This window comes from Amycolatopsis sp. NPDC089917 (assembly GCF_040684635.1).
In the GTDB taxonomy this organism is placed as follows: Bacteria; Actinomycetota; Actinomycetes; order Mycobacteriales; family Pseudonocardiaceae; genus Amycolatopsis.
Genome location: NZ_JBFBGL010000006.1, coordinates 85,646 through 106,039, shown reverse-complemented (window position 1 = coordinate 106,039; position 20,394 = coordinate 85,646). Strand labels below are relative to the sequence as shown.

The 20,394-nt window shown below is 70.3% G+C and carries 16 protein-coding genes and 2 tRNA genes; 8 read left to right on the top strand and 10 right to left on the bottom strand.

The window, feature by feature from the left end; genetic code table 11:
- Positions 1 to 105: 105 nt before the first annotated feature.
- From AB0N89_RS07140 to AB0N89_RS07130, 3 genes are all read right to left on the bottom strand, one after another.
- A complete protein-coding gene (locus AB0N89_RS07140) occupies positions 106 to 1,515 on the bottom strand; it encodes a HAMP domain-containing sensor histidine kinase (RefSeq protein ID WP_364201069.1) in 1,410 nt (469 codons plus the stop codon).
- On the bottom strand, positions 1,512 to 2,210 hold the full coding sequence (locus AB0N89_RS07135; protein WP_364201067.1) for a response regulator transcription factor: 699 nt from the start codon (positions 2,208 to 2,210) through the stop codon (positions 1,512 to 1,514). The genes AB0N89_RS07140 and AB0N89_RS07135 overlap by 4 nt, the downstream gene beginning before the upstream one ends.
- A 72-nt stretch (positions 2,211 to 2,282) precedes the next feature.
- Positions 2,283 to 2,906 carry a transglycosylase SLT domain-containing protein gene (locus AB0N89_RS07130; protein WP_364201065.1) on the bottom strand — a complete coding sequence of 208 codons (624 nt, stop codon included), beginning with the start codon at positions 2,904 to 2,906 and terminating at the stop codon, positions 2,283 to 2,285.
- Between the two features lie 78 nt (positions 2,907 to 2,984).
- Here AB0N89_RS07130 and tatB point away from each other — a divergent pair, with 78 nt between their 5' ends.
- Positions 2,985 to 3,353, top strand: a complete 369-nt coding sequence (tatB, locus tag AB0N89_RS07125) for a Sec-independent protein translocase protein TatB (protein ID WP_364201063.1) — start codon at positions 2,985 to 2,987, stop codon at positions 3,351 to 3,353.
- A 42-nt stretch (positions 3,354 to 3,395) separates the two neighbouring features.
- On the opposite strand, the gene AB0N89_RS07120 is transcribed toward tatB, so the two are convergent.
- Complete coding sequence (locus AB0N89_RS07120) at positions 3,396 to 3,746, bottom strand: hypothetical protein (protein ID WP_364201061.1); 351 nt, start codon at positions 3,744 to 3,746, stop codon at positions 3,396 to 3,398.
- A 221-nt stretch (positions 3,747 to 3,967) separates the two neighbouring features.
- On the opposite strand from AB0N89_RS07120, the gene AB0N89_RS07115 reads away from it, so the two are divergent.
- The gene (locus AB0N89_RS07115; protein WP_364201059.1) at positions 3,968 to 4,786 is read left to right on the top strand and encodes a hypothetical protein; all 819 of its coding nucleotides are present in this window, start codon (positions 3,968 to 3,970) and stop codon (positions 4,784 to 4,786) included.
- A gap of 570 nt (positions 4,787 to 5,356) precedes the next feature.
- Here the strand turns inward: AB0N89_RS07115 and AB0N89_RS07110 are convergent.
- From AB0N89_RS07110 to AB0N89_RS07090, 5 genes are all read right to left on the bottom strand, one after another.
- Complete coding sequence (locus tag AB0N89_RS07110; protein ID WP_364201057.1) at positions 5,357 to 6,592, bottom strand: acetyl-CoA hydrolase/transferase C-terminal domain-containing protein; 1,236 nt, start codon at positions 6,590 to 6,592, stop codon at positions 5,357 to 5,359.
- A 70-nt stretch (positions 6,593 to 6,662) separates the two neighbouring features.
- Complete coding sequence (locus AB0N89_RS07105) at positions 6,663 to 7,538, bottom strand: PfkB family carbohydrate kinase (protein ID WP_364201056.1); 876 nt, start codon at positions 7,536 to 7,538, stop codon at positions 6,663 to 6,665.
- The gene (locus AB0N89_RS07100; protein ID WP_364201054.1) at positions 7,535 to 9,730 is read right to left on the bottom strand and encodes a hypothetical protein; all 2,196 of its coding nucleotides are present in this window, start codon (positions 9,728 to 9,730) and stop codon (positions 7,535 to 7,537) included. The genes AB0N89_RS07105 and AB0N89_RS07100 overlap by 4 nt, the downstream gene beginning before the upstream one ends.
- Before the next feature lie 22 nt (positions 9,731 to 9,752).
- Positions 9,753 to 9,824, bottom strand: a tRNA-Thr gene (locus AB0N89_RS07095).
- A 4-nt stretch (positions 9,825 to 9,828) separates the two neighbouring features.
- Positions 9,829 to 9,900, bottom strand: a tRNA-Arg gene (locus tag AB0N89_RS07090).
- Positions 9,901 to 10,164: 264 nt separating this feature from the next.
- On the opposite strand from AB0N89_RS07090, the gene AB0N89_RS07085 reads away from it, so the two are divergent.
- The 6 genes from AB0N89_RS07085 to AB0N89_RS07060 all read left to right on the top strand — a co-directional run bounded on the left by AB0N89_RS07085 (position 10,165) and on the right by AB0N89_RS07060 (position 18,938).
- The gene (locus AB0N89_RS07085) at positions 10,165 to 12,153 is read left to right on the top strand and encodes a hypothetical protein (protein WP_364201052.1); all 1,989 of its coding nucleotides are present in this window, start codon (positions 10,165 to 10,167) and stop codon (positions 12,151 to 12,153) included.
- A gap of 244 nt (positions 12,154 to 12,397) precedes the next feature.
- Complete coding sequence (locus tag AB0N89_RS07080; RefSeq protein WP_364201050.1) at positions 12,398 to 15,274, top strand: type 2 lanthipeptide synthetase LanM family protein; 2,877 nt, start codon at positions 12,398 to 12,400, stop codon at positions 15,272 to 15,274.
- 18 nt (positions 15,275 to 15,292) lie between these two features.
- On the top strand, positions 15,293 to 15,490 hold the full coding sequence (locus AB0N89_RS07075; protein ID WP_364201048.1) for a hypothetical protein: 198 nt from the start codon (positions 15,293 to 15,295) through the stop codon (positions 15,488 to 15,490).
- Positions 15,491 to 15,579: 89 nt separating this feature from the next.
- Positions 15,580 to 18,468: an AAA family ATPase gene (locus tag AB0N89_RS07070; RefSeq protein ID WP_364201046.1), complete on the top strand. Its 2,889-nt coding sequence runs from the start codon at positions 15,580 to 15,582 to the stop codon at positions 18,466 to 18,468.
- A 3-nt stretch (positions 18,469 to 18,471) separates the two neighbouring features.
- On the top strand, positions 18,472 to 18,711 hold the full coding sequence (locus AB0N89_RS07065) for a glutaredoxin domain-containing protein (RefSeq protein WP_093935230.1): 240 nt from the start codon (positions 18,472 to 18,474) through the stop codon (positions 18,709 to 18,711).
- Positions 18,708 to 18,938: a ferrous iron transport protein A gene (locus AB0N89_RS07060; RefSeq protein ID WP_364201044.1), complete on the top strand. Its 231-nt coding sequence runs from the start codon at positions 18,708 to 18,710 to the stop codon at positions 18,936 to 18,938. The genes AB0N89_RS07065 and AB0N89_RS07060 overlap by 4 nt, the downstream gene beginning before the upstream one ends.
- Before the next feature lie 78 nt (positions 18,939 to 19,016).
- Here the strand turns inward: AB0N89_RS07060 and AB0N89_RS07055 are convergent, their stop codons facing one another.
- Entirely contained in the window at positions 19,017 to 20,309 is a 1,293-nt protein-coding gene (locus AB0N89_RS07055; protein WP_364201042.1) for an aldehyde dehydrogenase family protein, read from the bottom strand.
- Positions 20,310 to 20,394 lie beyond the last annotated feature (85 nt).

Here is a 20,394-nt window from a genome sequence, read left to right as displayed (position 1 = left end):
GCCCGAGAACGCCGCTGCGCCCCGGGCAGGACGCGGCACTCGCGGTCGTACTTCGCAGGCTTCCGGGCTTACATGAGAGTTCCATGAAGGTCTCGCTGAGTTTGTCTAAGAACCGGCCGCCGGCAGGACGAGATCGAACCGGGCGCCACCGGACGGGGTGTTCCCGGCTTCGGCGCGGCCGCCGTGCTGAGTGAGTACCTGCTCGACGATCGCCAGGCCGAGCCCGGAGCCGGGCAGGGCGCGCGCGGCGTCGGCCCGGTAGAACCGCTCGAAGACGTGCGGAAGGTCGCGCTCGGCGATACCCGGGCCTTCGTCCTCGACGCGGACACGCGCCGTGGCGGCGGTGCGGGACATGGTCACGAGGATCGTGCTCCCCTCCGGTGACCATTTCGCGGCGTTGTCGAGCACGTTCAGCACGGCCCGCTCCAATCCCGCCTCGCGGGCGACCACCTCGATCCCCGCGAACTCGGCGTCGACCTGGATCCGCGGCCAGCGCGACCGGGTCCGGTCGACCGCGGAGCGCACGACGTCGGCCAGGTCGATTCGCTCCTCGGGCTCGCTCGGCCGCTCTCCTCCGGACAGGTCGACCAGTTCGCCGATCAGCGCGGTCAGCTCGACGGCCTGCACATCGAGATCGGCGAGGAGCTTGGAGCGGTCCGTGTCCGAGAGCCGGCGCTCGGGGTGGGCTTCGGCGTGGATGAGCAGTTCGATGTTGTTGCGCAGGCTGGTCAACGGTGTCCGCAGTTCATGGCCCGCGTCTTCGACCAGCCGTCGCTGTTCGGCGCGCGAGCGCCCCAGCGCGGTCAGCATGTCGGTGAACGCCCTGGCCAGCCTGCCGATCTCGCCGCGCGCGTCGACGTCGATGGCGGGCGAGAGCTCTTGAGTCCTGGCGATGTCCTCGGCCGCCCTGGTCAGATCGTCGACCGGTTTCAGCGCGGATCTGGCGATCAGATAGCCGGCCACGGCGGCACCCAGCACCCCGGCCAGTGACACGACCACCAGCCACGCGCCCAGGCGTTTCAGCGTGTCCTCGACATCTTCGGCGTCCTGGGCGACCAGGACGGCGCCTCCCCCGGGCCGCGGAACCGTCCACACCCGGAACCGGCCTCCGTCGACCCGGCGGACGTCCGACACCCGCTCGATCGTGCCTGCCGCGACCGCTTTGTCGTGATCTGTCACCGGGATCAGCGTCTTGGCCCCCGCGGTCCCGGTGACCGCGGACGCGGCGGAAAGGAACTGGACGGTCAGCCCGCCTTCGTCGCCTTCCGGCCCGGCGCCGGAAGAGGTTCCGTCAGCCGAGCTGAGCGTGGCCAGCGCGTCGGACGGCGTGGCCGACTTCGCGGCCAGCTGCGCGTAAGACTCCAGCCTGGCATCGAATTGCTGGTAGAGGTCGGCCTGGGTGACGGTCCACGCGATCGCCGACACCGCGACGACGGCGATCGCCACCGCCGCGGCCACGAGTACCCCGAGCCTGCCCCGCAGCGACAACTCCCGCCAGCGGGGCGGCTGCCTCACAGCGGCTCCTCACGCAGGACATAGCCGACTCCCCGCACGGTGTGCAGCAGCCGGGGCTCCCCTTCGGCTTCCAGTTTCCGCCGCAGGTAGCTCACATAGACGTCGAGCCCGTTGGAGGCGGTCCCGAAGTCGTAGCCCCACACCTTCTCGAACATCGCCGTGCGGGTCATCACGATCCGCGGGTTGCCCAGGAACGTCTGAAGCATCGCGAACTCGGTCCGCGTCAGCTGCAAGGGCCGGGAACCGCGGAACACCTCGCGAGTCGCCGGGTCCAGTGTCACGTCGGCGAACGCGAGCACCGGTGACGCCGTGACCGGGGCCGTCGCGGCGTTGTAGTCGGTCCGCCGCAGCAGCGCACGGACCCGGGCCAGCAGTTCCTGCAGCGCGAACGGCTTCACCAGATAGTCGTCGGCGCCCGCGTCGAGCCCGGCGACCCGGTCGGTCACCCCGGTCCGGGCCGTGAGCATCAGGATCGGCACCGTGTCGCCCTCGGCGCGCAGTGCGCGGCAGACATCGAGACCACCCAGCACGGGCATCGTGACATCGAGCAGCACGCCGTCCGGGTGCTCACCACGGATCAGCTCGAGCCCCACCGCACCGTCGCCCGCCACCGAAACGGTGTAGCCCTCGAACCGCAGTGTCCGTGACAAGGAGTCCTGCACCGCGGTCTCGTCGTCGACGATCACCAAATGCATCCGCGGGCCTCCTCCGACCTCATGACACAGAGTGACTGTAGTCGATTCCCGGCGGAACCGGCCCGGCGTGTCTCATCCGGGCTGCAGAGCTTTTTCGGCCTTGTCCCAGTTGGCGTGGAGTGTGTCCAAATAGGACTGCGCCTGGGTACCCGGTTTCGTCCCGCGGGCGAAGGCCTTCATGTTGCCGGGTCCGGTGTTGTAGCCCAGCGCGAGCAATTCCTCCGTCGTGAGCGACCCGGCGCGTTTACCCGGGAGCTGCGCGGCCAGGTCGTGCAGATACCAGGCCGCCGCCCGGATCGCCAGGTCGGGGTCGTCGGGCAGTTCCTGCCAGGCCCGGCCGGCGAACGCCCGTCCTCGCCGGGTCTGCTCGTAGGCCGCCTTGTGCATGTTCGCCACCCCGAACGACGCGTCCGGCTTCAGTTCCTGCCACTGCCGTTCGAGTTCGGGATCATGTGGCTTGTACGACTCGTTGTAGAGGATCGCCATGACCAGCCGGGGCGACACCTCGGCTTCGGCCGCCCGCGCCTTCACCTGCGGGGCGAACCGCGCGGGATCGTAGTTCCCGTCGACGGCCGCCGACGACGTGCTGGTCGTACCGGTCGCCGGCGACGGGGGATCGTTCGGCCCGGCACACCCCGCGAGCACGACCGCGAGCACGCAGCTCACCATCACACGCCGACCTCGAAGCACCGCCATCACCCGCCACCTTCCGACACCACTGCCTGCCCTCGGTCTACCATGACGGCAACGACGTTGCGGTGAGGGAGAACTGACGTGTTCGGTCTCAGCCTCGAGCACCTGCTGGTCCTGCTGGTCGCCGGACTTTTCGTCCTCGGCCCCGAGCGGCTGCCGGAAGCCGCCCGATGGCTGGCCCGTACCCTCACCAAGGCACGGGAGTTCGCCACCGGTGCCCAGACTCAGCTGCGCACCGAACTCGGCGCCGAGTACCAGGAACTCCGCAAACCGCTGCAGGACCTTCGAGCGCTGCGCTCACTCGATCCGCGAACCGCGGTCGGCCGCTACCTGTTCGACGACACACCTTCGCCCAAGAACGCGGAGTCTTCCGGCGCTTTCCCTTCCCGTGACGCCGGCGCTCCGCTGGCCGCAGGGGAACGAGCGCCGTTCGATCCGGACGCGACCTGAGGAACCGGCGGCCGGTTCCGGACCTGCCTGGCGCCGAGTCGATCAGGCTGCGTCGTCGAGGCTCTGGTCGCGAACGACCGCGAGGTAGACGCGACGTGACTCGTTGTCGTTCTTGGCGCACTCCGGCAACGCTTGCTTCCGCTTGCGGGCGATCGTGACGGCCGTCCCGACGACAGCCAGCGTGGCGAACCCCGCGATGACGATCGGCTTGTTCAGCAGCCGGGCTGCCGCTTCGACCACATCCCCATTCGGCTCGGGAAGGGAGATTTCCTTGAGGTGGACCACGATGCGTCCGGCGGTGTCACGCACCACGCTGCCATAGCGGTTCAGTTCACCGGCAAGGAGACGCGCCTCGATCTCCGGCGGAATGACGAAGGTGGACTCGGCAATCACTCGTGGTCCTCGGCTGTGGTCGTAGTCGTTCTGTCGAACAGGATACTAGCGCTGGCGCCGGGCGCCGTTTCGCAGTTCCGCACTGTCGTTTCAGGAGCAATCGACACAACCTTCGGCACTGGGGGACGGCATTTCTCACGCTGACGCCACGACCGTTTCCCGTGCTATTTTCCTTTCCCCAAAGACCGGGGGGCCTGGTCATCGCAGTGGGGAGAGCGGAGATGACCGGCGTGATTCGCAATGCCGTGAAAGCCATCGATGCGGGTCGCCGGGACCTGCCGCGGCCGGCACGGTCGGCGGGCGCCCGATTCTCGGCGGGAGCGGCACTGCTGCTCACTGCCGCCTGCAGCACACCCACCGCCGCTCCCCCGCCCAGTGCCCCACCGTCCTCGACGACGAGCACGGCGCCCACGAGTACGGCGCCGCCGGTCGACCTTTCATCGCTGCGCCAGGGCAAGATCCCGGCGAACTACCCCGAACCGGATCTGAGCGGCCTGCCGCCCAAACCCGCGGCCTCCGCGCCCCTGCGGGAGCGACTCGGCTGGGAAGCGCTGGAAAAGGTGACCCGCTTCGCCAGTCGCGTCGACGCGGGCGCGCGCTCGTCCTGTCCCACACTCGACCCCGGCCGCACCACCACACTGACCTGCACGGTGACCTACCTCGGCGAGAAGTACGAGTACGGCCTGCGCGACATCAAATTCCAGGGGACCGGCATAACGGACGGCCGCACCGAACAAGGCACCATCTCCTACAACGCGGACCTCAGGGCCGGGCCGATCATCCGCGACCAGGTCGAGTCGGTGCTGCGATATCAGAACAACACCGAATACGAAGCCTGTGACATGCCCGAGCACGTGCGCTTCGAATTCAGCTCGACGCGACGGCGGCCGTCCGGGTCGTCGATCATGGGCCAGTGGATCCACGTGCCCGGCATTTCCTGCCGTCATCTCGATCCCAAGACCCGGACGATCAGCACCCTTCCGCTGGAACTCTACGAATCCGGCGCGGCCATCCACCCCTCATCGCGGGTCGGCGGCTGAGGGAGGCGCCTTCCCGGCCGTCACCCATCACCCGTATCGGTGATTCTCGCTGATTCACCATTCGTGGCAAGTGGATCACCGTTTCGTGTCACGCGCACGCCCACTTGCCGTAGCGGAGGACTGGCTTCCACATCGACCCGCCTCGGCCCTGCTACCCACAGTGTCAGGACCCGGGAAACCCACCCCTGGCGCAAAACCCGAAAGACTTACGTGTTTATCGTGGGAAGATTCATGACTCCCCGTCCGCCCGGGAAATCGTTTTTTGACAGTTCGCCAACCCGGTGAAAATCTTCGATCGCTCCTCGCGAGAGCAACAACCGAACACGAAATCCGAACAAGGAGCCCCTCACATGCAGATGTTCACCCAGCACGTGCACCACGGCCACGACCTGATCTCGGGTCTGCTCGCGCACCTGGCTCACGTGCTCGGCTGGCTGGTCTGACGCTCTAGACACAGGGTTTGACGGGGGCCGGTCTGTTGGCGCGGGTCGGCCCCTCCGTGTTTGCGACCCGGTCGGGGGACACAACCGTGTCCCCCGACCGGGTTTCGGTATTCGGGCCCGATTCACCCTACGAAAGGGTGAACCCCAGCTCTCTGCCTCGCGTCACGAGTTCTTCCCGGGCCGCCGGATGCGCGACGTGGTCGATGATCTGCCGCGCCTGCTCGCTCGCGTCGTTGCCCCAGATGGTCGCGACGCCGTGTTCACTGACCAGGAAACTGTGCTGGAACGACGTCACCGGCCCGGCCAGCCGGGGCACGACCGTCGAGACGTCGGCCTTCGGATGCCACGACGGCAGCGCGATGATCGCCCGGCCGCCCGGCGAGTGCAACGCCCCGACCACGAAGTCGGTCTGCCCGCCGAATCCCGAGTAGATCGCCCCGCGCACCCGGCTCGCGTTGGCCTGCGCGAACAGGTCCACTTCGAGGGCGCTGTTGACCGAGACCAGACCGCGCTGCCGGGCGATCACGGCCGGATCGTTCGTCTTTTCCGTGCGCAGCAGACGAATCCGCTGATTGCGGTCGAGCCAGCGGTACAGCTCGGCACTGCCGAACACGAACGACGCCGTCATCGGTTCCGCCGGATCGAGGGCCCCGGCACGGTCGAGCGCGAGCACGCCGTCGCTGAACATCTCCGACCAGATCGCGAGTCCGCGCCGTCCGGTCACCGCCGCCAGGGTCGCGTCCGGGATCCCGCCGATGCCCAGTTGCAGGGTCGCGCCGTCCGCGACCAGCCCCGCCACCCGCTCGCCGATGGTCCGTGCCGTGTCCCCCGCGGCTCGCGGAACCGGGGACAGGAGCGGTTCGTCCGCCTCGATGACGTAGTCGATCTCGTCGACCGGAACCAGGCCGTCGCCGTAGGTGAACGGCATCTCGCGATTGACCTGCGCGATGACCAGGCCACCGCGGGCCCGCACCGCCTCGACGGCCGCGGGCAGGATGTTCACCTCCGTGCCCAGCGACACCGCGCCGTCCACCGGAGCCGAGGTGTGCAGCAGGACGACGTCCGGCGGCAGCGAGTGCTTGAGCAACCGCGGCACCAGCGACAACCGGGACGGGAAGTACCGCAGCCCGGGGCGGCCGCGCATCCCGGCGCCCACGAACGGTGTCTCCAGCAGCACGCCTGGACGGTCCGGCATGCCGGCTTGCGCGTTCAAGGCGAACAGCCGGTACTCGGCCAGCGCCGCGTCCAGGACCTTCAAGGCCCGCATCGGCGTGGCGAAGTTCCCGCTCACCACCACCCGCGGCCGCGGCGCGGGAACGCCAGCCAAAACGGAACCGAGCTGACTCTCCGACAGGACGCGCATGAGCCGATCATGCCCGAGGAACCACGTGGCGGCTCCGGATGTTGTCCCAGCCCACAGCAGCCGCGGACGCTCACCGGAGAAAGGCGTCCAGTTCGGCCCTGGCGGGCGAGGTGGCCGGACCGTGCCTGGTCACCGCGATCGCGGCGGCGGCGTTCGCCCGGCGCGCGGCTTCGAGCAGTCCGGTCCCGGCCAGCACTTCGGCGGCGAGCACCCCGCAGTGAGCGTCTCCCGCTCCGTTGGTGTCCACGGTGGCCACCGGGAAACCGGGCACGGTGACACTCCGGCCGCCCGTGACGACCCGGCATCCGGCGGGTCCCTCGCGGACGATGAGCACCTCGACGTGCTCGCCGGCCTCCTCTAAGGTCTTCGCTTCCCCGGCGCTGCAGCTCAGGATGTCCACCTGCGCCAGCACCGCCGCGAGCTCGGCGGCGGGGATCTTCCCGGCGAGCGGTCCGGGGTCGAACAGCACGGTGGCCCCGCCGGTGCGCGGCAGCCAGTCGATGAGCGCTCGCGAGTTCGTCTCGTGCAGCAAGCTGTACCCGGTGACGTACACGACGTCCTTGTCGGTCGGCGTGATCGCGTCGAGCAGGCCGGGCGGCATCCGGCCTTCGGCACCTGGTCCGGTGACGAACGTGCGCTCGCCGTCGTCCTGCACCAGCGCCACCACGATCCCCGTGCCACCCTCGGCGGATGGCGCGTGCGCGAGCGCGATGCCCTCGGCGGCCATCGCCGCCCGGGCGACATCGGCGAAGCCGCCGGTGCCGTGCAGACCGGCGTAGAGGACGTCCGCGCCCGCCCTGGCGGCCGCCGCCATCACGTTGAATCCGCCGCCCGGCAGGAAGTCCATCGAGGACGCCATGACATCGCCGCCGGGCACCGGCAGCTCCGGAACCCGCATGACCAGGTCCAGCACCACCTGTCCGGTGTGGATCAACCGCCCGTTCACCGCACGCCCACCCACCGGCCACCGCCCCAGCCGAGCCAGCGACGTCCCTTGTGGACTGTCCCATCGGGGTCGAACCGATATCCCGCGACGATGGCGGCGAGCCCGTCCACCGCCGGTCCGAGATCGGTGCCCGCCGGCTGCGGGCGCAGTTCGTCGACGACGGTCCGCTGCTTCTCGGTGTCACAGAAGCTGAGGAAGAAGATCCCCTGCCGCCACGCGTAAGCCGCGTTCTTGACCGCCGTCAACGCGGCGTGCCTGTCGGTGGTCGGCACCGCGGCGCGGCGTAGCGCCCAGCCGAGCGAGCGCGTCGCGAGGCCGGGTGCGAGCGCCGTCAGCTGATCCCACAGCCCGAGCCCGTCGGCCAGCACGGCCAGGTTGTGCGTGGTGACGATCTGCCCCTGCTCCAGGACGGTGCCGTTCGCGGCCACGCCGGACACACGTCCGCGATGCGCCTCCGCCGCCCTTTCTCTGCACACCTTCGCGAAATCGTCGGCGGTCTTGCGACCCCACCGCGTCGTGGCCTCTTCCGACCAGGTTTCCGGCAGGTCGTAGTACCGCGCGTACAGCGAGCCCGCCATGACCCGGCTCGCGATCAGCGCGGCGTCGCGGAACTTCGTGGTGAAGGTGCCCATGAAGATGTCCGCCGCGACTTCCTCGACCAACGGCATCGGCGAACCCGCCTGCTTGGCGAGCGCGGTGAACTCGCTCACCAGCGGGTTCGGCAGGATCGCGTGCGGGAACGCGGTGAGCGCGAGCATCGTCGTCTGGGCGAGGGTCTGCCGCGCGGCCTCGGCGGTGTCACGCCGATGCGCCCTCAGCGGCTCGGTCGCGGCCACCCAGGGCAGTTCGGTGAAACCGACCTGGGTCGCGAGATCGACCAGCAACAGGCTGCGACGGCGCCGGAAAGCGGCGTACGTCCGTGCGTACAGCGCCGACAGCGCCGGATCTTCGATGTTCGCCGCGAGCAGGGACGCGGTGATCTGCGGCAGCACGGTGGCGAGCACCTCGCCGGAGGTGATCACGTCGCGCGCGACCAATTCCTCGACCGGGGCCTCCCACGCCCTGGCCACCTTCACGACGAGACCGTCCGGGACGGTCCACCCGTCGATGTCCGCGGTGATCGGTTCGAGCGACGGGACTCCACCGCCGTCCGGGTACGCGTCGAGGCGGACGGCGACGGCTTCCGCGAGTTCGGCGCGGGTCGGCCTCCCCGCGACCGAAAGCCCGTCCTCGCGCAGCGCCGTCCGCTGGTCGGAGCCGGGTGCGCCGTGCCTGCCGATGGTGTTGGCGAGCGCGCGGCGTACCCAGCCGACGTCCCGCGCGCTCAGCGAACGGCTGTCCGTTTCGCACGCGGCCAACGCGGTCCGCAGCCGGGTGAAGTTCGCGCGAGGATGTGCTTTGACGCCTTCGGTTTCGGCGAGCAACGCCGTCCGGCGCGTGCTCCAGTCCGCGGGCCAGACACGGCACGGCCAGCCGCCCGCGACGACACCGTCGTCGTGCAGTGTGGGCAGTTCGCCCTCGACGGTGTCGCACCAGAGCTCGACGAGCCGGTCGTACAGTGGCCGCTCCCGCAGCCTCGCGCGCATAATGTCGATCGCGGACGGCGTCCTGATCGCGCGCAAAGAGGTCTTGACCTGCTCGACGGACTGGAGCTTGACGACGGAACCGGCGGGAACGGACGGCTCGCCGAGGACCGGCGTCATCCTCAGCCGGTGCATGAGCGGGCGCGCCGCGGCGACGAGGTCGAGCGCCGCCTCGTTGTGGTCGTGCGCGAGCAGCCACGCGACCGTCATCAGTGCGGCGTGTTCCGGGATCTCGACGCGGTACGTCCCGGCCGCGAGCGCGCCGAGCAGCACTGCCTGGCCTTCGTCGGTCAGGTGGTAGAGGTTCAGCCGCTCCCGATCGGTCGTTCCGGGCACGCCGTCGGGCAACGCGCGGAGCAGCTCGATCTCGTCTTCGCGCAAGGGTTCTTCGGCGAGGTACCGGCCGCTGGCGAACCCGCCGTGCAGCACTTCGAGTGTCACCCAGGCCGGAGTGTCGGCGACCGGCGTGCGGGAGCCGACGGTCAGCGTGCCGTCGGCCATCCCGTCGAGCACGGCACGCCAGCTCGCCGCCCGTGCCGAATCGGTGCCCGCGTGCCGCAGCGCGCGGCGCAACTGGCCGTACGCGTAGCCGAACTGCCCCTCGTCCACCGGTCTCCCCTTGTCCATCGAGACCTGGAGGCGAGATTCGAACTCGCGCCCTCCCGGTTACGAGCCGGGTGTTCTACCGCTGAACCACTCCAGGATGAACATGGAGGCGGGACTCGAACCCGCGCCCTCCCGGTCCGAAGCCGGGCGATCTGCCGCTGATCCACTCCATGATCACCGCCGATACTAGCCATCCTGCCGACACCCGTCACTCCGATATCCGCGGCGGGCAGGCACCTGCGGCTCCGGTTGCCGCAGGCCACCCGCCGAGAGTCCTTTATGGACCATTACGGTTCGTATATCCACAGTGGACATCGAAGTCCCCGGACGTGAGCGGACGAGCGCGCCCGCGTCCGATCGGCGGTTCCCGCAGCCGCCCGGGTTTCGCCATACTCCGGTGATCGGCGCACTCGGGCGAATCGGGAGGGGTTCACGTGGTGCGGAGAAAGTTCTTGCTGTGCAGGTTTTCCTCGGTCCTTCTGCTCGGCGGCGGCCTTGTCACGGGCGGCGCGCAAGAGGCGGCGGGAGCACCGGCGACGGTCGTCGATCTGGGCGCGTTCCCCGGCGACAGCTACAGCCGCCTCACTGGGATCAACGACTCGGGCACCCTGGTCGGCGACTACAGCACCGCCGTCGAGTCGTCGATCGCCGTGCGCTGGAATCCCGACGGCACGATGGTCCGGCTCGCGGTGCCGAGCGGGCACTCCAGAGGCGAGGCGCGGGCGATCAACGCAAAGGGCTTCGTCGTCGGCTCGGCCTACGACGACCAGTCCACGCAGCGGCCCGCGCTGTGGCGCCCGGACGGTTCGTTCGCCGAACTGAGCTCGCCCGATCCCTTCGGGATCTCGGAAGCCACCGCGATCAACGACGGCGGTGTCGTGGCCGGCACCGTCGCGACCTCGCCGTTCCGGCGCGCGGCGCGGTGGGACGCGAACGGCGTCATGACCTTGCTTCCCCTGGCACCGGGCGACTCCCAGTCGACGGCCACGGCGATCAACGACGCGGGCGTGATCGTCGGGACCTCCGGCAGCCAGGCCGTGCGCTGGGAGCCCGATGGCACGATCGTCCCGCTGGCCCCGCTTCCCGGCGACGATCGCGGCTCGGCCGAAGGCATCAACAACGCCGGAGTCGTCGTGGGCGGTTCCGGCGCCCATCCCGTGCGCTGGGGACCGGACGGCACCGCCACCGCGCTGCCCTACCTCCACCCCGAGGACCCGGTGGGCGGCGCCAGGGCGATCAACGACTCCGGTGTCGTCACCGGCCTCTCCGGCATCGGCGGTGGGCATCACTCCGCGGTGGTGTGGGACGCCAAGGGCGCGATCACCGATCTCGGCACATTGCCGGGACACGGCCAGAGCACGGGGACGGCGATCAACTCCCGCGGCGTGGTGGCGGGCGACTCCGAACAAACCTCGGTGCGCGGACGGCACGCCACGCGGTGGACGGCGCCGAACAAGATCACCGATCTGGGGCGATCGCTCCCCGAGTACGAATACGCCGAGGCGTTCGCGATCAACGCGCGAGGACAGGTCATCGGCGAATCCGTCGAGCCGGGAGGCGCACTGCACCCGGTCACCTGGACACGCTCCGGCGCCCTCACCGATCTCTCCCCGGGCACCGACCGCCTGAAGGCCAACGGCATCAACGCTCAAGGCCTCATCGTCGGCATCGACAGAAGGTCGAAGGACAAAGACCGCGCGATCCGCTGGGAGCGGGACGGCACCATCACGACGCTCAAGATGCCGGAAAACCACACGCACCGCTCACACGCCTCGGGAATCAACGACAGCGGGCTGATCGTCGGCAGCGCGCGGTCCCGGCGCGGCAGCTCACAACCGACGCGATGGGCCCAGGACGGGACGCCGAGCCTCTTGCCCGTCCTGTCCGGCGACGCCGGTGGCGGCGCGAGCGCGATCGACAACCGCGGGGTGATCATCGGCAGTACCGGCCCCAGCGGCAACACCGGCCTGCACGCGGTCCGCTGGGACCCGGACGGGAACGTGACCGAGCTGACGGGCCTTCCGGGCGAGACGTACACCGCCGCCACCGCTCTCGACGAACGCGGCGACATCGTCGGTTACTCCGGATTCCACCCCGTCCGATGGAGCCCCGACGGCCGGATCACCACGTTGCCGCTGCCCGCGGGCGCCCACCACGGCGAGGCGACCGGGATCAGCGGCGCCGGGGTCGTCGCGGGATGGTACGAATCCGGTGTCGCCGGAGTCCCCGGACAGGCGCTGCGCTGGAGCCCGGACGGCACCGTGACCGTGCTGTCCGCGCTGCCCGGCGGACACCGGACCAAGGCCGACGGCATCAACACCCGCGGCGACATCGTGGGTGTGTCGGACAACGGCGAAGGCCAGCTGCACGCGGTGCTGTGGCCGGCCACCGGGAACGCGGACGTCCGGCCGCTCGTCATCCGGTAGCCCGGCGCTTCAGGCGGCGCGGGCCGGACCCCCAGAAAACCGGCCCGCGCCCCGTACCGCGGCGCTCCCCCTTCGACCGCCGCGCCACCCGACCATGGTCGGCCCGGGACCGGTCCCCGCGCATGGGTGCCGGGACCCCATATTCCGCGGTGCGACTACCCGGTCGTCACTCTCCGGGCATCTTCGTGTGTGCGCTGAATGTGGGGGTATCGCCCCCATGTGCGTATCCGGCCGAGCTGAAACCATGCTTGGTGTGACGCCCCAGACATCGGCGACGTCCCTGCCGCTGGAGTGGTGGGTGCACGGCCAGACCCCGCGCGAACTGAAAGCGGACAAGCCCGCATGGGCGGACTTCGCCGAACACGCTGTCACCACGCTTCTGCCGAAGCGCCCCCCAGTCGGTGACTGGCGTGTCGAGTTCGCCGGGGTCTTCAGGTCGTTCGTCGACGCCGCCTGCCGTGTCGCGGTGCCCGACGACCTCGCCGACGCCGACGTCGAAGCACTCCGCCGGGGTTTCGCGGCTCAACTCGACCAGCATCTGCTCAAGCTTTCGGTGCGCACGCTGGTCCTCGAACTCCACCGTGCCCGTAAGGCCGGGACGCTCCAGGGCGAGACGGCTGAAGAGCGCTTCACCGACTTCGTGCGACGGCAGTCCACCCCGGCCGGGCTCGTCCGGCTGTTCAGCGAGTACCCGGTCCTGGCCCGGCTCCTCGCGCAGGCCTGCGTCCACGCCGCCGAGGCCCACGCCGAAACGCTGGCCCGGTTCTCCGCCGACGCCACCGCGCTGCCCGGTGCGGTCGTGGACGGCGAACTCGGCACCCTCGTCGAGGTGTCGGGCGGGATCGGCGACTCCCACGCCCGAGGACGCGCGGTCAAACTGCTCCGGTTCTCCGGCGGCGCCAAGGTGATCTACAAACCGCGCCCGCTGATCCTGCACGAACGGTTCACCGACGTCGTCGACCTGCTGAACAAACGGCTGCCCGGTCTCGAACTGCGGACCGCCGACGCCCTGCCTCGCGACGGGTACGGCTGGCTCCGGTTCGTCGAGCACCGGCCGTGCGCCGACATCGCCGACGTCGACCGTTTCTACCGCCGCCAGGGCATCCTCCTGGCGCTCCTGCACGCGCTCGACGCCACCGACGTCCACTACGAGAACATCATCGCCTGCGCCGACCAGCCCGTGCTGATCGACATCGAGACGTTGTTCCAGCCCTCGCCGCCCGATCCGGCGGAGGGCGATCCCGCGGCGGCGATGCTCGCGCGATCTGTCCAGCGCACCCTGCTGCTCCCCCAGCTCTTCGCCGGGGAGCACGGCGCCGTCGACATCTCGGGGCTCGCCGGACACGGGGGCAGACTGCCCACCGACCGGGTCGATTGGGCCGATCCGGGCACCGACAGGATGCACTTGGTCCGGGTACCCGGCGAACTCGCGGGCGGGAACAACCTCCCCCGCCTCGACGGCCGCGACGTCTCCCCCGCCGAGCACAGCGCGGCGCTGCTGGCCGGATTCCGGCACGGCTACGACGCGATCTCCACCGCGCGGGACGAACTCGCCGAGCAGCTCCGGCGCTGCTCCGAGGACCCCATCCGGGTGCTCATCCGGCCGACGAACTTCTACTTCCGCCTGCTGGACGAGACCACCCATCCCGATCTCCTGCGCGACGCCGCCGACCGCGACCGCGCGTTCGACCTGCTCGAAGAGGACTCGGCGGGCGAAGACAAGCTGCTGCGGCTCGTACCGCACGAACGGGCCGACCTGTGGAACGGCGACGTCCCGATGTTCACCTCGAACCCCGGCTCGACGTCGCTGCTGGACTCGCGCGGCGACAGCGTCGAAGGCATCGTCGACCGGCCGTCACTGGACACCGTGCTGGCGAAGGTCGCCGACATGGATCCGCTCGACCAGCGCGACCAGGAATGGCTGATCTCGGCCACCCTCGCCATCAGCACGGCGACCACCGGGCATCACGGCGGCGGCGAGACCGCCGAAACCGCGGTGCCGAACCAGGCCCCGGACGCCGAACGGCTGCTGGTCACCGCGTGCGGGATCGCCGATCACATCGTCGCGAACGCCTTCTCCGACGAGCACCGCTCCAACTGGCTCGGGATCGAGCTCGTCGACGACCGCTACTGGACCGTGCTGCCGATGGGCGCGGGACTCGGCGAGGGCTACTGCGGTGTCGCGCTGTTCCTCGCCCAGCTCGCCGAGCTGACCGGGATCGCGCGCTACCGCGATCTGGCCGCGTACGCGATCAGACCGCTCCCGGGCCTGTTCGCCACTCTCCGGGACGACCCCGAGCTGGCCGCCACCGCCGGCTGCGGCGGGCTCCTCGGGCTCGGCGGCGTCGCGTACACGGTTGCCCGGCTCAGCACGCTGGTCGGTCTTCCCGCGGGCGACCTGATCGAACAGGCCGTCGACCTCATGCCCGAGGCCACCACCGGCACGCCGCCCGGATTCACGACCGGGCTGGCGGGCGGCGTCGCGTCGATGCGCTCGGTCTATGTCCAAACAGGACTGGACGCGGCGCTGACGAAGGCGGACCGCTACACCGGACAGCTGCTCGACCGCGAACGTCCACAAGGGACCGGTTTCGCGCGCGGTTCGGCCGGGATCGACTGGGTCCTGCGGGCACACGGCCGGACCGGCGAAGAACCACCCGGAAAGGCGGACGATCGGGCGGAAAGCACCGGCGGCTGGTGTGACGGCCTCTCCGGCGCCGCGCTCGGCCAAGCCGCCCACCTGCCCGATCCCGGTCACGCCAGGGATCTGGACCGGACGATCAAACAGCTGACCGACGGGGCACCGCTGAAGGATCTCAGCCTCTGCCACGGCGAGTCCGGAGTGCTGGAAGTGTTGTGCGTGCTGGCGGAGAACGGGCACACTGGCGCCGCCACCGCGGTGCGCCGCCGGACCGGTCACCTGCTCGCCGCCATCGACCAGCGCGGTGCGCGCTGCGGGACTCCCGGCGCGATCCCCGCGCCGGGGCTGCTGAGCGGCCTGGCGGGTATCGGCTACGGCCTGCTGCGGCTGGGGTTCGGCGACCGGGTCCCGTCCGCGCTCCTGCTCCGCCCCGACCGGCCGCATCCCGCGGCCACCGTCATCCCGCCGGTAAACCGATAACGAGGAGAAGAAACCGAAATGTACGAAAGAGACCTGCCCGCCACCGAAGACGCCCTCGGCGCCGTGAACCTGCCGCGCGCCCTCGAGGTCGGTTCGCGCAACCACGCGCTGGCGGGCAGCAAGCCGCGGCTGAGCGCCAACCCGCTCGCCACCCTGTCCGGCGGCGACCCCGGATCGCCTTCCGTCGTCAGCGTGTTCACCGGCGGCTGGATCTGAGAAGCGCTCACGGAGGCGGGTTCGCGCCGCCCGCCTTCGTGATCGACTTTTCGCCGTGACGCGGCAATCCGCTCGCTATAGTCACGGCGGTGGGAATCCGTTCGTCGCGGATGATCGGCCGTGACGCCGAACTGGCCGAGCTCTCCGGAGCTCTCGATCGCGCCATCGCGGGCAGCGGCGGCGCGATCTTCCTCGTGGGCGAAGGCGGCATCGGCAAGTCACGGCTCGCCGTCGAAGCCGCCTCACGAGCGGTCGCCGCGGACATCCCGGTCCTGCAGGGCCGGGCGAGTTCGATCGGCCCGCTGGTCCCGTTCCGGCCGCTGACCCAGGCACTGTTGTCGCATTTCCGCGGCGGCGGCCCGCCCGAGGTGGCCGAACTCGACCCGTTCATCCCCGTGCTCGCCCAGCTCATCCCCGACTGGAGCCACGGCGACCGGCCACGGGAATCGGGCTCCCTGATGGTGCTGGCCGAAGCGGTGTTCCGGCTACTGGCCGTCACCAGCCGCGACCGCGGCGCGCTCCTGGTACTCGACGACCTCCAGGACGCCGACGCCGAGACGCTGTTCATCCTCGAATACCTCGTCGACAACCTGGCCGCGGCGCAGACCCTCTTCGTCGGCACGCTCCGTAACGAACCCTCCGACGCCCTCCGCCTGGCGACCTCCGGCGCCCAGCGGATGAGCTGCGCCGTCCTCGAACTCGACCGGCTCGGCCTCTCCGACACCCGCGCCCTCGCCGCCGCCTGCCTGGAGACCGAGCCGGACTACCTACCGGCTCCCGCGGCGGAGCTGCTGTGGCGCAACAGCGCCGGTCTGCCGTTCATCGTCGAGGAACTGCTGCACGGCATGGTGAACGACGGTCTGCTGGTCGAGAGCCGGGACGGGTGGCGCGTCATCGGCGAACTCCGTGCCCGCGTGCCCGCCGCGCTGGTCACCAGCATCGGCCTCCGGATGGAGCAACTCGGCGAGCAGGCGGGCGAACTGCTGTCGGTCGCCGCGATCATCGGACGGCGCTTCCCGCTGTCGGTGGTGCAGACGGTCACCGGGACGAACGACCGGACCCTGCACAACCACCTCAGCGCCGCGGTCTCGGCGAACCTGGTGACCACCGACGAGACGACGGCCGGCTGGTACGCGTTCCGGCATCCGCTGACCGCGGAAGCACTGCTGGCCCGGCAGTCGCCGGCGCGGAAGGCGGACCTCGCCCGTCAGGCCGCCGACGCCGTCGAGAAGCTGTACCCGGGCCTGCCAGGCGATCTGTGCGCGCTCGTCGCGTCGCTCCGCCTGACCGCGCTGGACGAGCGGGCGGCAGGCCACCTGTTCGCGGAGACCGGTCGCCGCGCTCTCGACGCCGGAGCCGCGGACTCCGCGGTCACGATGCTCACCAAAGCTGTCGACCTGCTCGCCGGGGCCGACGCGGGCGACCGGGCCGAAGTGCTGGAGACCCTGCTGTACGCACTCGGGCAGACCGGGCAATTCGACCGCGCCGTCGAGCTTTCGGACGGCTTCGGCGAGATCGGCACGCTCGAACGAGCCGCCAAACTGCACACCCAGCTGGCCTGGGCCGCCTACATCGCCGGACGCCACGACGAATGCCTCGGCCAGATCGAACGGGCCCGCGCTCCCCTCGGCTCGGCGATCTCGCCCGCCCAGCAGGCCGCGCTCGACGCCGTCGAAGCGAACCTCTGGCTCGACGTCCCCGGCCGGACCGGCACCGCGGAACGACTAGCGCGCCAGGCGTGGAAAGTGGCCGAGGAGACCGAGCAGCCGTTCGTCGTCTGCCAAGCGCTCCAGGTGCTCGGCATGCTCGCGCTGCCGCGTGACCTCACCGAGTCGGAGCGCTACATGCAGCTCGCGCGGCGGACCGCCGAGGACAACCACCTGCACCACCTCCGCACCCAGGCGCTGGTGCGGCTCGGGGGACATCGCGTGCTGATGAACGGTGACGAACAGACCTTGCTGCTCGCCCGCGCCGACGCCCAGCGGACCGGATCGATCACGCTGCACTGCGCGGTCGACTCCGTCCGCACCATGCACGCGATCCTGCGCTGCGAGTTCGGGACCGCGCACGCGCTGCTGGAGGAGAACCTCGCCGTGCTCGGCAGGCTCCGGCTGACCGCGTTGCTGCAGTACGCGCACATGACCAGGGCGATGTCGGCCGGGCACCGCGCGGACCGCCCGGCGATGGAACAGGCCCTTGTGGACTTCCGGGAGAGCGGCGGCGAGAACGCGCAGGAGATGGTGCTGAGCATCGGGCTCGCGCGGGTCTTCTGTTCCCTGCTGGAGGAGGATCTCGACCGGGCTCGCCGCGAGCTCGACCAGGTCATCGACCTGGAGGGCAGGCGGCCGAGCCGGTTCCACCTCGCCGGTCAGCACGGACTCAGCACGCTCCTCGACACGCTCGGCGGCGCCGACTGCCCCGAGGACGGCTCCGCCGTGAGCGGGATGCGCTGGAACCGGCAGTTCGTCGAGTTCGCGCACGCCGTCGAGCACGGCAGGCGAGGCGACACGGCGGAAGCCGGGCGGGCGGTGGCCGCCGCACTGGAGACGTCGGCGCCCTACCCTCTGGCCCGGCACCTCGGACTCCGGCTGATCGCCGAACCGGCCGCGGCCGACGGCTGGGGCGATCCGGCGAGCTGGCTCAAGGAGGCCGAGGAGTACTTCCACGGCCGGGACATCCAGGCGGTCGCGGGCGCTTGCCGGAGCCTGCTCCGGAAACTCGGCGCCCCCGTCCGCCAGCGCCGAGCCGGTGTCGACCGGGTCCCCGGCGACCTGCGCGCGGCCGGCGTCACCGTGCGCGAGTACGAGGTGCTGCTGCTGCTCGCCGAGCGCATGGGCAACAAGGACATCGGCACCCGGCTGCACATCTCGCCCAGGACGGTCGAGAAACACGTCGCGAGCCTGCTCGCCAAGACGGGTCTCGCCGACCGCTCGGCCCTCGCCGAACACGCCGCCGGACCGCGACCTGGCATGCTGTGATCCATGAGCGACCTCACCGTGTACGGCGCCGGCTGGTGCCCCGACGTCAAACGCAGCCGTGCCTTGCTGGACGCGAAGGGCGTCGAATACGCCTACGTCGACGTCGAGGCGGACACCGGCGCCGAGGAAACCGTGCGAGCGCTGCAGAACGGTGAACGGCGGATCCCGACCATCGTCTGGCCGGACGGCACCCACCTGGTCGAGCCGAGCGACGACGAACTCACCGCGCACCTGAACCGGTGACCCTTCCGGACGTCCCGGTCGGCACGCGGGTCGTCGTGCGGTACCGGATCGAGGCCGGCTTCACCGACGCGCTCGGCTACCTGCGCTCCCGTGACGACGCGGAATGCACGGTGGAGACCAAACGCGGGCTCGCGACGATCCGGCTGGCGGACATCGTGCTGGCGAAGACGGTCCCGCCTCCGCCCGCGCCGCGTGGGTCTCGCACGGTGGGTTCTGCCGAGGGGTAAGCCAAAGTGCCAGGCGACATGGGGAACAGGATCGGGAACAGCCGACCCGACAGACCTCATACCTCGGCTCGGCGAGGTCTACTCGAGCGGCTTGTCCAGCACCGCCTTCACGTGGCTGAAGTTGTCGATCGAATAGCGCCCGTGATAGCGGCCCATCCCGCTCTCCCCCACCCCGCCGAACGGCAGTTCGGGCGCCGCGAGATGGATGATCGCCGCGCCGAACACGAGACCACCGGACGACGTCTCCGTCTCGACCCGGCGCTTCGTCTCGTCCGACTCGGTGAAGGCGTACAGCGCCAGCGGCTTGTCGCGTTCGTTGACGAACGCCAACGCCGCGTCGAGGTCGGCGACCTCGATGATCGGCAGGATCGGGCCGAAGATCTCGTCCCGCATCACGGGCGCGTCCGGGGAGACACCGGTGAGCACGGTGGGCGCGATGTACTTCTCGTCGCGATCGGCCTTGCCGCCGACGACCGCGGTCCCGTCCTCCAGCAACGCGGCGAGCCGGTCGTAGTGCCGGGTCGAGATGATCCGGCCGTAGGAGTCGCTGGTCGCCGGGTCCTCGCCGAACATCGCCTCGACGGTCTCGGCCAGATGCCGCGCCAGTTTCGGGCCGGTGTCGCCGATCGCGAGGACGTAGTCGGGCGCGACGCAGGTCTGGCCCGCGTTGGCGAACTTGCCATAGGCGAGCCGCTGCGCGGTCACGGCGAGATCCGCTCCCGGCTCGACGATCGCGGGGCTCTTCCCGCCCAGTTCGAGCGTGACCGGCGTGAGGTGTTTCGCCGCCGCGGTCATGACGATCCGGCCGACGGTCCCGTTCCCGGTGTAGAAGATCGTGTCGAACTTCTGCTCCAGCAACGCCGTCGTCTCCGGGATCGCTCCCTCGACGACGCGGACGCCTTCGACGTAGCCCGGCAGGTGCTCGGCGATCGCGGCCGAGGTGTTCGGGGACAGCTCGCTCGGCTTCACGATCGCGCAGTTCCCCGCTGCCAGCGCCCCGACCAGCGGCGCGAGCACCAGCTGCAGCGGGTAGTTCCACGGCCCGATGATCAACGCGACGCCGAGCGGCTCACGCACGACCCGAGCGTCGCCCGGGCGCAGCGGCCGCGGGATGTCGGCGGGCTCCGGGTTCAGCCAGGAGTCGAGATTCTCCAGCGTGTGATCGATCTCGTTGCGCACGAGCGCGATCTCCGCGCGTTTGGCCTCGACGGCGTTCTTGCGCAGGTCGGCGTAGAGCGCCTTGAGGAAGACGTCCTCCTGCTCGGTCAGGAGCGCACGCAGGCCCGCGAGCTGCTTCCGCCGCCAGGCCACCGGTTTCGTGACGCCGGACCGGAAGAGTTCTCGCAGGTCACCGACTTCTTTGCTGATCATGGTCCGAGCCTAACCGCGTCGGACTCACTCCGCCCGACCGTATAGGTCGTTATACATGCGGGGAAGTCCGTGAAGGCCTCCTTGA

Coding starts and splice junctions, on each gene's coding strand:
- AB0N89_RS07135 (WP_364201067.1), bottom strand. CDS start 2,210: ATGCATTTGGTGATCGTCGACGACGAGACCGCGGTGCAGGACTCCTTG.
- AB0N89_RS07130 (WP_364201065.1), bottom strand. CDS start 2,906: ATGGCGGTGCTTCGAGGTCGGCGTGTGATGGTGAGCTGCGTGCTCGCG.
- AB0N89_RS07115 (WP_364201059.1), top strand. CDS start 3,968: ATGACCGGCGTGATTCGCAATGCCGTGAAAGCCATCGATGCGGGTCGC.
- AB0N89_RS07110 (WP_364201057.1), bottom strand. CDS start 6,592: ATGCGCGTCCTGTCGGAGAGTCAGCTCGGTTCCGTTTTGGCTGGCGTT.
- AB0N89_RS07080 (WP_364201050.1), top strand. CDS start 12,398: ATGCTTGGTGTGACGCCCCAGACATCGGCGACGTCCCTGCCGCTGGAG.
- AB0N89_RS07075 (WP_364201048.1), top strand. CDS start 15,293: ATGTACGAAAGAGACCTGCCCGCCACCGAAGACGCCCTCGGCGCCGTG.
- AB0N89_RS07065 (WP_093935230.1), top strand. CDS start 18,472: ATGAGCGACCTCACCGTGTACGGCGCCGGCTGGTGCCCCGACGTCAAA.
- AB0N89_RS07055 (WP_364201042.1), bottom strand. CDS start 20,309: ATGATCAGCAAAGAAGTCGGTGACCTGCGAGAACTCTTCCGGTCCGGC.